General features: G+C 47.9%; 11 protein-coding genes and 1 pseudogene. 5 read left to right on the top strand and 7 right to left on the bottom strand.

What is annotated here, in order from left to right:
- Both OM95_RS13200 and OM95_RS13195 read right to left on the bottom strand, forming a co-directional pair.
- Positions 1-229 (bottom strand): annotated as a pseudogene (locus OM95_RS13200) (hypothetical protein); the annotation flags it as partial.
- Positions 226-1,035: an acyl-ACP thioesterase domain-containing protein gene (locus OM95_RS13195; RefSeq protein ID WP_291516371.1), complete on the bottom strand. Its 810-nt coding sequence runs from the start codon at positions 1,033-1,035 to the stop codon at positions 226-228. The pseudogene OM95_RS13200 and the gene OM95_RS13195, both read right to left, overlap by 4 nt.
- Before the next feature lie 149 nt (positions 1,036-1,184).
- Here OM95_RS13195 and OM95_RS13190 point away from each other — a divergent pair, with 149 nt between their 5' ends.
- On the top strand, positions 1,185-1,463 hold the full coding sequence (locus OM95_RS13190) for a helix-turn-helix transcriptional regulator (protein WP_063204459.1): 279 nt from the start codon (positions 1,185-1,187) through the stop codon (positions 1,461-1,463).
- An 88-nt stretch (positions 1,464-1,551) separates the two neighbouring features.
- Positions 1,552-2,208, top strand: a complete 657-nt coding sequence (locus tag OM95_RS13185; RefSeq protein WP_291516368.1) for a hypothetical protein — start codon at positions 1,552-1,554, stop codon at positions 2,206-2,208.
- Here the strand turns inward: OM95_RS13185 and OM95_RS13180 are convergent.
- The 5 genes from OM95_RS13180 to OM95_RS13160 all read right to left on the bottom strand — a co-directional run bounded on the left by OM95_RS13180 (position 2,205) and on the right by OM95_RS13160 (position 11,645).
- Positions 2,205-5,003: a POTRA domain-containing protein gene (locus OM95_RS13180; protein WP_041874737.1), complete on the bottom strand. Its 2,799-nt coding sequence runs from the start codon at positions 5,001-5,003 to the stop codon at positions 2,205-2,207. The two genes, OM95_RS13185 and OM95_RS13180, sit on opposite strands and share 4 nt — an antisense overlap.
- Positions 5,003-8,968, bottom strand: coding sequence for a translocation/assembly module TamB (locus OM95_RS13175; protein ID WP_041874735.1), 3,966 nt, complete (start codon positions 8,966-8,968; stop codon positions 5,003-5,005). Before OM95_RS13175 ends, OM95_RS13180 begins: the two co-directional genes overlap by 1 nt.
- Entirely contained in the window at positions 8,965-10,014 is a 1,050-nt protein-coding gene (locus OM95_RS13170) for a hypothetical protein (protein ID WP_041874732.1), read from the bottom strand. Before OM95_RS13170 ends, OM95_RS13175 begins: the two co-directional genes overlap by 4 nt.
- 78 nt (positions 10,015-10,092) lie before the next feature.
- Positions 10,093-10,659 carry an elongation factor P gene (gene efp / locus OM95_RS13165; RefSeq protein WP_041874730.1) on the bottom strand — a complete coding sequence of 189 codons (567 nt, stop codon included), beginning with the start codon at positions 10,657-10,659 and terminating at the stop codon, positions 10,093-10,095.
- A 176-nt stretch (positions 10,660-10,835) separates the two neighbouring features.
- Positions 10,836-11,645, bottom strand: a complete 810-nt coding sequence (locus tag OM95_RS13160; protein ID WP_291516372.1) for a tetratricopeptide repeat protein — start codon at positions 11,643-11,645, stop codon at positions 10,836-10,838.
- 169 nt (positions 11,646-11,814) lie between these two features.
- On the opposite strand from OM95_RS13160, the gene ruvC reads away from it, so the two are divergent.
- Genes ruvC through ruvB form a run of 3 tightly spaced genes read left to right on the top strand, consistent with a single transcriptional unit; the run spans position 11,815 to position 13,885 of the window.
- Positions 11,815-12,321, top strand: a complete 507-nt coding sequence (gene ruvC / locus OM95_RS13155) for a crossover junction endodeoxyribonuclease RuvC (protein ID WP_041874725.1) — start codon at positions 11,815-11,817, stop codon at positions 12,319-12,321.
- On the top strand, positions 12,318-12,899 hold the full coding sequence (gene ruvA, locus OM95_RS13150) for a Holliday junction branch migration protein RuvA (RefSeq protein ID WP_041874722.1): 582 nt from the start codon (positions 12,318-12,320) through the stop codon (positions 12,897-12,899). The genes ruvC and ruvA overlap by 4 nt, the downstream gene beginning before the upstream one ends.
- Positions 12,896-13,885 carry a Holliday junction branch migration DNA helicase RuvB gene (gene ruvB / locus OM95_RS13145; RefSeq protein ID WP_041874720.1) on the top strand — a complete coding sequence of 330 codons (990 nt, stop codon included), beginning with the start codon at positions 12,896-12,898 and terminating at the stop codon, positions 13,883-13,885. Before ruvA ends, ruvB begins: the two co-directional genes overlap by 4 nt.
- Position 13,886 lies beyond the last annotated feature (1 nt).

The following is a 13,886-nucleotide window of genomic DNA, read 5'->3' as shown; positions in this document are numbered from 1 at the left end:
GGTCGGTTGCGGCGGGGCCCTCGGCAAGGAAGGCCTCTAGACAGGTCGTTTTCCAAAGTTCATTTTGGCGCGATTCGATGATTGCAGGCGTCGGCCAAAGAATGCGCTCGCCAGGTCCCTGAATATCAAAGAGCAAAAGAAAAACATTATCAGCGACAGCCTGAAGTTCGGCTTGAATCTTAAACAGATTCGTCTGCGCCGTCGCCGTAAAAGGCGTGAGCGTTCTCATGAGTGTTTCTCCCATTCCAGAAGAGCGGTGAATAAAACTTTGCCATCACTCAAGCGAACCCCGCGATACGCGGTGCTGCCTTCGGACGCAATCTCCACCGAGGTGGAGGAGCAGCTGCGGTCCACTTGAACTTCGTCCCCAAGATGGGTTTCCGCCAGAAAGTTGACCGAGTAGGATTTCAACCGCAAAGCTTTGTGAAGTTCATAGGGAATCGCATCCAAAATCCACTGCGCATACTTCGTATTATTTACGTGTTGGTTGATATCGAGGTCAGAATTTCGAACCCGGTACTTCGCCAATTTCTCATACTCGCCGGTCACGGGAATTTTCTCGGCGATCAGACCTGTTGCTCGGGATTGTGTAAGGGCAGACCAGTCACGTAACTGTTGCGAAGGCAGGATTTTTTTTGTTCGCCGATCCAACGCCAACCAACTGGTCGTACACAGGCCGATCTCGTTGTTCTGACTGTCAAGAAGGGCGAATTCGCGCGCGACAAAGGCCCCTTCAGGAGGGCGTAACCATGTTTGCACACTGATGTTTTCCCCAAATCGCGGCCATGTTTTCATGCGTAATGATTGTCGCGTTAGCACCCAGAACATGCCATCTTTATCCATGTCACTCATACCGAAGCCCAATTTTTCTGCATGCATCCAAGCGGTTTCTTGAAGCAAGTTGAGGGCTCCGTAAAGTCCCAAGCGACCTAAGGGGTTCACTAGCAAACTTGTAATGTGAAATTTTTCTGTCCAGAGGCTATGTTGCGTCTTTTCCATGGCGGTCATTTCCTGTGCATGATGGAATGAAAACATGAAATTACTTTGATCTCAAAGGAAGATTTTGTAAAAAAACACCAAGTAATTTACTTCCGACAATGTATACTGTATTTGTTTACGGACTAAATATACTTGTCACAGTATATCCTTTGTGTTTAAGCTAACGATATCGTAGGTGGAATCACATGAGACAAAAAAATATGCTTGCAGACTTTCTAAAACAAAAACGTGTATCGGCAGGGCTTTCTCAAAGAGACGTAGCTGATAAATTGGGTTATTCTACTCCTCAATTTATCTCTAACTGGGAACGTGGTGTTTCTCACCCGCCGATCAACGCTCTTAAAAAGCTGGGTGAACTTTATAAGGTGTCAGCGGATGATTTATTCGAAGTCACGTTGAACGCTACAATCCAGGAAGTGACGCAAGATTTGCGTCGTAAATTCGCGGGCAGTAAAGCGCGCTAATTGTTTTTTAGAATTTTGTAATATTAAAAGACCCCTCACAAAAGGGGTCTTTTCTTTTTAAATCGTCGCGAAATCTGGTTCGTGTTTTATGGATTCATTACAAGTCGCATCTTCGGCGATCGCCAAATTCAAAACGTTCAGTGAAGAGCTTTGTGAAGTGATCGAACAAGAGGGGTTTGTCGTTCGTCCTTACAGTCAGGATTCTTTGCCTTATTTCCGGCAGCTTTCTGAAACCGAACAGCTCCATGCCGTGGAAAACCTTGAGAACTATATCAGAATCTGCAAGTCCGTTCATGACGTGGGGGGCGAAATCAAGGATGCCTCACTATTTGTCCGTAAGGCGCTCCAGTTTTATGGATACCAATACGACCCAAAGATTTTAGAACTCGTGCAGAACGAATATCTGACCGAGATTTATAATCTGTCCAATATTCAGCTTTTTAGAAGTTTCAGTTATTTTCAATATGCGAGCTACACTATCGAAGACATCTATACGCGGCCCTGGATTCATCTTTATGAGCGAGATCCAGAGGTGACGGCCAAGCTGGTTGCAACTTTAACGTCGATAATCACGGGTGAAAAGAAGACCTTAGAGATTGATGTGGAAGAGCATCTTCTGATTGAAAAGGCTTCCTTGGAAAGACTGGCTGTGAGTGTGCGTGTGTTGTATGCAATGCCCTTGTTGAAAGAGGGCAAGACCGCAGCTTATCTAGTCATTGCCCGTTGCAAACCGATTCTTAATTAAAAGGTACCGATTGAAAGATGGAAGCGCCAAGGTTCTTCATTAGGGCGAGCATCCAGTTTCCATGCCCACTCCAGACTTAAAGGACCGACCGGCGTGTTATAGCGAATACCAAACCCGACAGAGTCGCGATAGTAGTCGGCAAAATCCAAATCTTTAATTTTGACGTAGCCGCCATCATAGAAGACGGCTCCGCCTAGATTGCCGTAAACGGGGAAGCGGAACTCTGACTTCACCAAATACATCACGGCTTCTGTTTTCAGGTAGTAGGTTTTTTCGTTATCAGAAAGTCCCAAGTCGTCACGATTCGGAAAGACTTCCTGAGTCCCGGCTTCATAACCACGCAAAGTGGATTGGCCCCCTAAAGTAAATCCTTTTTTATCCCAAGGTACGCCACCATCATTGCGACTGCTCAGGTTTTGAAGATAACCACCGCGCACCTGGTTTGCCCACACGACCGGTTGTTTTTGAATATTGAACAGCGACGTGTAGTGCGTAAAGCTCAGTGTGGTTTTCCAGTATTCGATGGTTCCTGTGCTTCCCAAGAAAGGAGCTGAGTATTCGGCGTTCCAACGAGTGAAGTTTCCTTTCGTTGGATTGAAAGGATTGTCACGGAAATCCAAATCCAACGTCGGACCGGTTGTGGCGATGTTCTGTTCATCTTCCGGGAACGGATAGACGTTGTCGATACCAAAGTCACGAATGGTCGCCAGTGACCAGACATCCCAAACCCCTAAAACGTGCGAGGTGAAGTCCTTTTCCACCGAATACGTCGTAGAGTTGACCTCAGAGGCCTGATGGATTTCATAATCAGTCACAGTCGTAGAACGGGTGATATTAATACGACCGCGCAAACGCGAGCCTAAAAGATAGGGTTCTAAATATCCGAAAACGATTTTGTGCTCCAGATACTTTAAATCCGCGATGTTATAATTTCCTTCCACCCGCAACGAAGCTCCGCGCCCGGTGCCCATAATGTTGCGATAGGCGATACCTGCGTATCCACGCAGGGTCAGCTTTCTTTCATTCGTGGCTCCCGCACCAAATGTCAAAAGGCCGGGGTCTCGCTCTGACACGTTCACGACGACGGTGCGATTGGCGACGTTGGTTTTTTCTTCCAAAGTGTGAATTTCTACCGTGCTGAAAAATCCAGTTCTTTGCAGACGGGCAATGGATTCCTGAACTTTATAAGGCGTCACCAAATCACCTTCACTAAATTCCAGTTCCTTCAACAGAACGGAATCTCGGGTGAAAGAGTTTCCTTCAAGCACGATGGAGGCTACGCGCACCTGCGGTCCTTCCAAAATTTTAAAGTGCAAAGAGGCCTTGGTGTTGCTTTGGTCGTAAGTCACCAAATCCTGCTTTTCATTCAAAAGCAGCATTTCGATATAACCACGCTCATGATAAAATTCTTTGAGTCGGGTGATCGCCAGTTCAATCTGCCCCAGGCGCAAAGCTCCGGGACGCAAGCCCGTCACCGCAAGCAGCTCGGTATCTGAAAAGTCCTTATTGCCGCTGAACTCCACCTCTTCCACCTGGGTCAGCGGGCCTTCATCCAAATTAACGTGCAAAGTGACGGCGTCGCGTTCGCGGTTGTATTGCGTGCGGGTGGAAATCAGTTTGGCCTGCAGATAGCCATTGTTTTGCAGTTCCAGAATCAGATTCTGAACGCCGGTGTCGAAGTCCTCTTTATTATAAAGACCTTTGTCGACGATTTTAGAGCTGTGTTCTTCAATAAAATTCACGTAATAGCGGGGACGTTTGCTGATGCGACCCGTAATATTGACGGCCTGAATTTTGATTTGCGGTCCTTCATCTATTTTAAAAACAATACGACGATGGAAGGGATCGCGCCCTTCGTGTTCTTCCGCTCGCACTTCGGCGCGGGCATGTCCCTTGCCCAGATAATAGCCGCGGATCTTCTGTGCCAATTCAGAGCCAATCGTCGGGCTGGCCGAATAGTAGTTATCCAGATCCAGAGCATTTTCGATGTCGCGCACGCGCAAAAGACGAACTCCCTCGTATTCGAAAGTGTAGCGTTCCGTCTTTTCCACGCGATAAATAAGTGTCACTTCCGATTCGTCAGGACTGAAATCAGTCGTCGGGCCCGTTAAATCCGCGCGGACATAGCGCTTTTCTTTTAAGAATTCCCGGGCGTCTTTTTGCAGCTCATTCAGCGTCGCTTCTGTGTAAGGATCTTTTAAAAAGCCCTTCAGTTGTTTGCCCAGATCGCGGTTCAGGGCTTCATTCGCGCTTTGCAGAACAATATTGCGTACGCGCGTCTGCTTGTTTTCCGTGACCTTGATTTCCACCGAGACTTTATCTGCGGACTCGGCCGGCATCGCGATGTCAACCACCGCATTCAGATAACCACGTTCGGCATAAAGCTGACGAATCTTTTCGCCGCCTTCAATCAGATTTTGCTGATCAAAAACATCCCCGGCCTTCACGCCGAAAACACTTCCGGCTTCATTTTCAGAAATACTTGAGATTCCCTCGATGGTGATCTTTGAAATCGTTCGCGTGCGCTGAAAATCCAACCGGAACGGAGAACTATTGCCGTCATCCAGCACCCGCACATTTTCGAATTCGGGCTTCAATTGAAGATAACGGATAATATCATCAAGCTGATCCAGACTGAGGGGCTCTTTTTCGATCTGCGGAAATCTTTTGACCAGATCGGTTTGCACCTCTGTTGGCAAGGTTTCATAACGCAACATTTTTTTAGGTTGCGCCTGCGCCCCGGTCGTCAGAAAAACAAATAGCAAAAGGGACAGAAGAGTTTTTTGCGGAAGCATTATTTGAACTCCCTTTTGAACTCTAGATCCAGACCAAAAATACTCTGAGTCGCCGGCTGCGTTGTTTGCAAAGTCGTATCATCCTCATTGCCGCGACTTTCAAAAGATCCCACGGCGGTGAAGTTGCTGTTGATGAGGTATTCCAGTTTTAAATCATAGGATTGTGAGTTCCCCACCGGACGGCTGCCAGAAACCTTCACACGGTTGGAAAGACTGCGGCTTAAGGTGATTTTCGGAACGCTGATGTTACGAGTGGAATCGTATTCCGATGTCACCGCTAAACTGAAGCCGGTGGCCTCGATCGTTTTATTAATAGGTTTGGCCAGCACGGCGCCGCCAATCTCTGCGCCTAATTGTTGTGCTTGTTCTCGCGACTGGACATTCTGGTCCATTGCCGAGGTCGTCACCCCTAAGGCAATCAAAGAAATAATATCCTGCTCTTGTAGCGGGGGAATGCTATTCAGATGAATTGTCAGGTTTTTGGCGGTTCCCTGTGCGAGTAGTGTGATGTCGTACTCATTGATTCGCGATTCGGCGGAAATGTAAAGACTGGGATTGATTTCCTCGGGGTCCGTGAAATCAATAGTCCCGTTTTTGATCTGAAAAATTTTATCTTTGAAAATCAGCTTGGTGTTCTTTTCGGCGTTAATGCGACCTAAAAGCACAGGATTGGTGGGCGGGCCTTTGACTTGCAGATTCCCGCTGACCGCTCCATCTAAAAGAGAGTTCTTAACAGTGATATTGCGATTCATGACGATACTGATATCTAAAAGAACCGGTTCGAAGCGGCTTTCGCGGATCACTTTGGGAAGATAATAACTTTGTTTGACGCCCGTGGCGCCGCCACTTTCTTCGGTGAATTCTTTTTCAACCAAGGCGCTGTTGACGACGTAAGTTCCCGATAGGGTGAAGGGGAACCATCGTCCCGAAAAAACCAGATCGGCATTGCCGTTGGTGCGCACTTTTTCCGGAACATTCATGGTGACATTTTCCAAGCGCAGGCGAATGGTCGTCGGAATATCTTTGATTTCATTGATCACGATACCACCGTCGCCTGTCAAAATCCCACCCGCAATGGTTCCCCGAATCGAGTTCACCATCACACGACTTTGGGAAAACACGACGTCCACGTTCAAACGCTCCAGCGGATGCGGAAAACCTTTTATTTTTAGATAGGTGTTGTTGGCGTTCAGAGTTCCCAGGATTTGCGGTTTGGTTACAGAGCCGGTCAGCTTCGTGGAAAGTTTGATCGGGCCGCCCAGGTCTTCCAGGAAAGGCATAAAGATATGCATCAGGCGCAGATCCGAATTCATACTGACGGCAATATTCATGTTTTGCGCGTTGAAGTTTTCACCACGAATGGCCATCTCGGTATTTGGTCCCTCCAGCCGGAAGTTGCGAATAACCACGGTGCCATTGTCGGTCGAAATATCCACGGGCTGAGGATTTTTTAAACTCAAAGTGCCACGGCGAAGCTCCAGAGTGTCGATGTGCACTTTTCCCGTCGACTTAAAGATGTCGCCACTCTCTGAACGCAGATCCACGGTAGAGGTGAGCGACGAGTGGTATTCACTGGCAAGGTTGGCGCCACCGATTAATCCCAAGAGGGTGGAATAGTTCCAGTCGCGGGTTTGCATTTTTACCATCAAAGGCGCGCGACCTTTTTCAAAGGGCAGTTGGAATTCACCTTGGACTTTGCCGCCAAAAAGGCTCAGTTGCGTAAAAAGAGTGTCGCGGTTAAGACGGACGATGAAATTGGAATTAGGGATTTCCTGGTCTTCAAAGAAAGAATCTGTGACAGCTCCCTTTAAAAGCACCTGGGGATTTTTAACTGGTCCCGCTAACTCCGCAGCAAAATTAAGATTACCCGCGATGCTAGAATTGATTCTGCTGATGGTGTCGGACTCTTCCAGTTTGAAGTTCTTTCCGTCCGCATTCAGATTTAAAATCTGGGTCGAGCTGATACCACCTTGGACCGTCACAGTCGAGCCTGCGCGTTGCAGGGATACTTTGTCAGCGTGGATGTTGCCGTCAAGGGCGCTGACGTTGAAGTTCAAGCTATCGAAGGTTTCAGGACCGACGCTGACGTTTTTAAAAGCGGATTGGACTTCATAATTCATCTTCCAGAAATTAAGCGGTCCGTGAACTTTGGCTTTGGCCGAGCCTTGTCCTTGCACATCAATGGGGAATTTATAAATGCGCGTGAAGACCGAAGCCACATCCGGAAGTTCTGCGGTGGGGATGCTAAATTCTCCGTGCAAAGTGTTTTTATCCAGATTGACTTCAAGATCGCCCAAATACTGGGTTTTGCGAATGGCTCCAGCCAAATCTTCAAAGATCAGACGGCCGTTGCGGTATTTCAATTGGGACAGCAAATTGCCTAGGTAAAAATCTTCGAAAGTGAATTCGCGGGCATTGACCTTCATATCGAAGACCGCCGCATGGGAATCTCCGGAAGTGCTGCCTTCCATGCTGGCGACACCTTCCATTTTCAGGTGCGCCAGATTTTTCACATTCTTAAAATCTAGTTTGTCAGTTTTAAAATTAATTTTGAAGCCATTGGCAAAATCAATGACGCCATCGGTGGTGCCGACACTGTCGCCCACTTTGAGGATCGCGGCATATGAGACCGCGGCAGTGGTGACTTTGACTTGGCCCTGAGCACTCAAGCTGTCGACGTCCAGAATTTCAGTGGCTTTCGGGGCCAAAGACGCTTTCACCCAAAGTTTTTCCGCCTTCAGGTTAGCCTCAGTACAAACGACTTCAAAGCTTGGCTGAAGATGTCCTTCGCAGGGCAGTTCACCCTGAAGGCCGACACCCACGGGGATGTCACTGAGATTCAGACTGACAAACAGTTTTTGCAGATCCAAATCTTGCACAGCAATGCGGGTCTTAAAGTCGAAGTTCTGACCCACGGTGATTTGGGACTTCGTCATCACCGCTTCGCCGGCGGGATGTTGGACGCGCATTTCTGAAAGAGAAATCTTTCTATCGCGATATTCCCCCTGGATGCGAGCATCCCCCAATTGGAATTGATCCACCGTCAAGGCGCGGGTGTTGATGTCAGCCTTTCCGCGCACATCATCTAAACCATCAAAACGGGCTTCCGCATCCAAACTGACTTCGCCCGCAAAAGGGGGGATTTTCAAATCAGGTCGAATTTTTGTAAGCTCTGTATGGAGATCACTTAGATGAATGCGGGCAGACACATCCAAAAGACCCGAAGGTTTGATGGTGACACGCTGAAAGCGCGTCAGTTCGCCCCGCACCAGAACTTCAGATTCATCCAGACGCAGTCCTAACTGAATGATGCGTAAACTTTGTCGAGTCAAATACAGATGGGTGTCCAGTGAGCCTTGAAAATGTCCAAGTTTTTCAAGATGCAGATTCAATTGAGGAACATTGGCTTTGGCCGTCAGATGTTTCCCCATATTGGTCGTAATCAGATCGCCACTTTGAATTTCGCCTTGAAGCTTGAGTTCTTTGGAAGTGATGCGGAGGTGAAGATTCTGCACAAACAGACGATTGAGCGGAAGTTGTTCCAACTGATTGAACAAAGCATCCAAAGGAAGTTCTTTCGGAGGCGTTTTGCTCTTGATGAAAGGATCAATGTTCACCTCGACGTCGGGGGACTCGACGACGACGGCCGACAAGGTGACCCTGCCGCTCAGAAGATGAAAGAAATCAACGAAGACCCGAACGCTGCCGACGCGGATCGGTTTCAGTGTTTCGGCCAGTTCGTCTTTCGCCTCGACCCGAATTCCTTCCACAGCCAAAGACGGCTTGAAAAGTTTCAGTTGTAGTTTTTCCGCACGAATTTTGACGGGCAACGAGGTGTCTGAATAAGTCTGAATTTTGTCAAGAGCCCAGGCTTCCAGTTTCGGCGCAATAAGCATTGAGCCGATCAGCCATAAAACCAAAAAACCTGCCAGGGGCGTGATCAAAATCCAAAACGCTCTTTTCACTGACCGCTCCAGATGCTCAAAAGAGCACTTGCGGCTCGGTAGTGGGGGCGAGAGGCCATCAGACCTTCCATCACTTCTATTGCCGTGTGTTTTTGCCCCAACCCCCAAAGAGCTTGGGCACGCAGATAAGCCGTGGCGAAAAAAGTCTCCGGTTCATGCGCAAAAATGATTTCAGCCTGAGTCAGTTCGTTCAAAAGCTCGACAAAACGACGACACTTCAACAACACTTCCAAACGGAACCATATTAAAGCATCGGTTTCTTCACTCATGGAAAGCAAAGACAACGAGGCTTCATAATTTTCCATCATAAAAGCGGCCACGGCAAAATCAAAAGCCATATCCGGATTTTCCGCCGCATGTTCATGCAGACTTTGCATTAAGGCCGACATGGCCTTTTCCACTTCGGGATCTTTCGGCGTGAAGTCCTCAGGTTTGGACTGACGAGCTTTCGGCGTGCGACGCTGTAAAATCTCAAGCGCGTATCTTTGTTTGTGCTCATTTACTTCCGCACGAATTTCCGCATCACCGGGATAAAGTTTTTGCAGTCTTTGTAAAAGGTGTTTTTCTTGCTCGTAAAGCTGTTGCGTGCGCAGTGTGATCAACTGATCCAGAAGTTGGCGTTTGTTGTTTAAGTAGTCCTTGTGAATTTTATATTTGCGATTGCCGCGCCACTCGCCCAATTCAGGGATCGCGCCTTGTAAAGCTAGGGAACGACCCGCTTCTGATTCCGCGCTGTCTTCGGAAATTCCTTCCAATAACGCCTTGACGGTTTTTTCGTCCAATTCGGAGCTCACGGCGCCCAGGGCTTCCAGAAAATAAGGCCAGGGGATGGGGAAGGATTCGTTGTCGATGTGGCGTAAAATAAATTCGATCAGCAGATGCGGTTGTTGTGCTTGAATTAAAAATTTTGCTAAGGAGGTGATATTGTCGAGAGTAAGTCCCTCGGCGGAGGATTCTAAATTTTGAATCAGTTGCTCGGCCACTTTTGGTAGGTCCGTGCCTTCATCGAGCAAATTCTGAATTTCTAATTCAACATATGTGGACAAAGAAAAGCCTCCGCGACCAAATCCTTCTTATTTTGCGATAAAAACGAGTGGTTGCGGAGACTTAATACTAGGCGTTAGTTATTTTTGGCTGACGCGCTCGACGTAATCGCCGGAAGCGGTGTCAATACGAAGAATGTCGCCCTCATTGATGTGCAAGGGAACATTCACGGAAAGGCCGGTTTCCATCACCGCAGGTTTGGTCGCGCCAGTTACGCGGTCGCCTTTGATACCTGGGTCCGCTTTAGCCACCATCAGATTAACCGCTTTAGGGACATCGCAAGCCACAGCTTTTTCGTTGTAGAACAAGATCACAACTTTCAAATTCTCAGTCAGGTAGTACTTAGAGTCGCCCAAGTCTTCTTCAGACATCGCGATTTGCTCATAGGATTCAGGAGACATGAAGTTGTAACCCGAGTCGTCTTTATAAAGGAACGTCATTTCTTTATTTTCAACGTTAGGAACTTCGAATTTCTCTCCAGATTTGAAAGTAGACTCCAGGTTTTGGCCGGTCAGCATGTTACGCAATTTCGTGCGTGTGAACTGATTTCCTTTTCCAGGTTTGACGTGTTGGAAATCAACAACCACATAGGGTTTCCCCTCGATCATGATTTTAAGACCTTTTTTAAAATCGGACGTTTCGTACATGTTTAATCCTTTTAAATTGTAAATGCAGAGGAGCTATATTCGCCCAAATGGCTGTATTTGGTCAACAGTCGCACCTGGGAAATGAAAGGCTAGCCTCATTTTTTAGCGAGAGGTCTTTGTGCGTCAAGAGCGCGCCGCTGAGGCTTGCGGAGCCTTGTTGTCGTGACTGCGTAGAATTAAAGGCGATACTCTTCAATTTTGCGAAGCATCATTTGCAGAACTTCCAGCTTACGCTCGCGAATCAACTGTTCTCGATGCACCAAAGGTTTTAAGGGGGTCGCTTCGTCAGAATCGTTATAGCGAACTTGAAGCGTTTTCATTCGTCTTTGAATTTCCGGATGATCACCATACTCCAGGCGCGTGTCTTTCAAAAGGGCGTGAGCTTTTTCAAGATCGTTGCGCACAATAAAGGCATCGATCAAAGACAGCATGCGCTCCATCGCCTTATTTGGTGAGGAAGGAGTGACGGGTCTTGCGACCATCACGTCGTCCTTCTTCGGTGTTGGCGCCGGGCCTTCATTCAGGCGGACTTCTGGAAGCTTCGTCATTGCGAAGACTTCTTCGTCATATTCATCGGCCGTCAAGGACTCTAACTTCTGCACCGCTTTTTGCGCGGATTTCGAGTTGGGATTAAGAAACAAGACCATCTTGAAGGCTTTCAGAGCCTCCTTCGGGTTCTTGCTGGCAAGTTGCACTTCCGCCAGAAGTTGATGCGCCAAAATGTTTTCTGGAGATAAAGAAGTGGCCCGCTTTGCCGCGTCCAGAGCCTTACTCAGCTCGCCCAGGTCGCGCATCACTTTTGTGTAGGTGACTAGACCGCCCACAAATTGCGGATGGCGTTGAACGCCCGCAGTCACGGTTTTTTTAGCTTCCGGAAGCAAGCCCATTTCGCGATAAGCCTCGGCCAGCGGAGCGAAAACCTGAGAATTAGGATCTTTCTCAAGAATCTGCTGGTACTTTTCAATGGTGCTTGCATCTATTTTCATCAATGCCCGGTGCTCCTGGTATCGCGTCTGCGACTGAGTTTTTAAATGCTCTATGGAAATAGTATTTCAGATTTATTGACTAAGCAATACTTCTCACTAAAATCCTCTAGTAAGTGCACGAATCTATTGTTCAAAGAATAAAGTGTCCTAAAAATAATTGGTGGTAGAAATGTCAGTGACAATTCTCGGAGTGGATCCGGGATCTCGCATTACAGGATTCGGAGTCATCCGAGTGGAAAATGGACGGATTGAGCACATCAATCACGGCGTGATTTTACTGGATGCCGAACAGTCCTTTCCTTTTCGGATGAAAGAGCTGGGCGCCGCCTTTCGCGAAGTCATGACCAAATACCAACCGCACCAGGTTGTGATTGAAAAAATCTTTCTGGGAAAAAATGCGGACAGTGCCTTCAAGCTGGGACATGCCCGGGGCGTTGTTATGTACGAAGCGGGTTTGGGCGGTTCGGATGTTTTTGAATACGCGACCCGGGTCGTAAAAAAAGGTGTCACGGGGACCGGGGCGGCCAGCAAAGAAGACGTGCAGGCGATTTTAAAAGCCATTTTGAATCTGAAAGTGATCAATCGCATCGACGCCTCAGATGCTTTGGCGATGGCTTGTCATCATGCATTTGAAATTAAAAAGAAATCCATCCTGCAAAGAGCGGTGAGTTTATGATCGGTTATTTACGTGGAAAAATTATTGAAGTCTTAAGTGACGCCGCTTTGATTGATGTTCAGGGAGTGGGTTACGAAGTTCATGCATCGGCAAACACCTTAGGGGATTTGCAGACACTTTTGGGGAAAGACATCATCATTTGGGTGCACACCCACGTCCGGGAAGATGCATTGCAGCTTTTCGGCTTTCACTCTAAAGATGAAAAAAATCTTTTCTTGTCTCTGTTGAAGGTCAATGGCGTCGGGCCGAAGATGGCTTTAAGTATTCTTTCTGGCGGACGCCCGGCGCAGATTCAGGAAATGATTGAGGCGGGGAATGCCAAGGCTTTATCGGGTCTGCCCAAGGTAGGTAAAAAAACCGCCGAGCAGATCATCCTGACTTTAAAGGGCAAGCTTGTTTCTATCGAAGAGACCATCAAAGGCAAATCCGAAAGTCACACGCAGATCACTTCTGCGCTGTTGAATTTGGGTTACAAATCTCAGTTGGTGGATCAATTTGTTTCTTCTCTGCCTAACGATATTTCTTTGGAAGACGGCGTTCGTAAGGGTCTGCAAACCTTGTCGGGGAGTCTATCATGAGTCGCATCCTTGAAGGCGATCCGGTCGAAGGTGAAAAGAGCTGGGAAAATGAATTACGGCCCCAGCACTTCGAAGATTTTCCAGGGCAAGAGGACGTCAAAGAAAAATTAAAAGTCTTCGTCGCGGCGGCCAAACATCGCGGCGAATCTTTGGATCACGTGTTGTTGTGTGGCCCTCCGGGATTGGGAAAGACCACTCTGTCAAAAATTATTGCCAATGACATGGGGGCCGAAATCAAAATGACCTCGGCCCCGGCGATCGATAAGAAAGGCGACCTAGCGGCGGTTTTGACGTCGCTCAAGCCGCACTCCGTGCTTTTCATCGATGAGATCCATCGTTTGAGCCGACACGTGGAAGAGTATCTTTATACCGCCATGGAAGACTATTACATCGACATCGTGACGGGCGAGGGATTGGGTGCGCGTTCGATGAAGTTTCAGTTGGCGCCGTTCACTTTGGTGGGAGCGACAACGCGAGCAGGGCTTTTGAATCCGCCATTCCGAGATCGATTCGGAATTGTCGAACGTCTGCAGTTTTATGATAAAAATGCGCTTCAGAAAATTTTGATTCGATCCGCAGAAATTCTCAAAGTGAAAATTGACGAGGAAGGAGCGGAGGAGATCGCTCGTCGTTCGCGGGGGACGCCGCGTGTGGCGAATCGTCTTTTAAAGCGTGTTCGTGACTACGCCCAGGTCAAAGGTAATGGCACGATTTCCAGAGATATCGCGGTCTACGCTTTGAATCAGTTGGGAGTGGATCAATTTGGACTGGACCTTATGGACCGTCGTATTTTGAGCCTGATCCAAGAAAAGTATAACGGGGGACCCGTAGGAATTGATACAATGGCTGCGGCGCTCAGTGAAGAGCGAGACACTCTGGAAGAGGTCTATGAACCTTTCTTGATCCAAGAAGGATTCATTCAGAAAACTCCTCGTGGTCGCGTGATCACAGAGTATGCAAAGAATTCGGTATTATCGGAGAAGTAGC

The sequence above is a fragment of the Bdellovibrio sp. ArHS genome (assembly GCF_000786105.1).
Classification (GTDB): domain Bacteria; phylum Bdellovibrionota; class Bdellovibrionia; order Bdellovibrionales; family Bdellovibrionaceae; genus Bdellovibrio.
This window is presented reverse-complemented; position numbering and strand designations above follow the sequence as displayed.

Excerpts from the sequence above, each read along its gene's own strand:
- ruvB (WP_041874720.1), top strand. The coding sequence starts at position 12,896 with ATGAGTCGCATCCTTGAAGGCGATCCGGTCGAAGGTGAAAAGAGCTGG.
- OM95_RS13180 (WP_041874737.1), bottom strand. The coding sequence starts at position 5,003 with ATGCTTCCGCAAAAAACTCTTCTGTCCCTTTTGCTATTTGTTTTTCTG.
- ruvC (WP_041874725.1), top strand. The coding sequence starts at position 11,815 with ATGTCAGTGACAATTCTCGGAGTGGATCCGGGATCTCGCATTACAGGA.
- ruvA (WP_041874722.1), top strand. The coding sequence starts at position 12,318 with ATGATCGGTTATTTACGTGGAAAAATTATTGAAGTCTTAAGTGACGCC.
- OM95_RS13190 (WP_063204459.1), top strand. The coding sequence starts at position 1,185 with ATGAGACAAAAAAATATGCTTGCAGACTTTCTAAAACAAAAACGTGTA.
- OM95_RS13185 (WP_291516368.1), top strand. The coding sequence starts at position 1,552 with ATGGATTCATTACAAGTCGCATCTTCGGCGATCGCCAAATTCAAAACG.
- OM95_RS13160 (WP_291516372.1), bottom strand. The coding sequence starts at position 11,645 with ATGAAAATAGATGCAAGCACCATTGAAAAGTACCAGCAGATTCTTGAG.
- efp (WP_041874730.1), bottom strand. The coding sequence starts at position 10,659 with ATGTACGAAACGTCCGATTTTAAAAAAGGTCTTAAAATCATGATCGAG.
- OM95_RS13195 (WP_291516371.1), bottom strand. The coding sequence starts at position 1,035 with ATGTTTTCATTCCATCATGCACAGGAAATGACCGCCATGGAAAAGACG.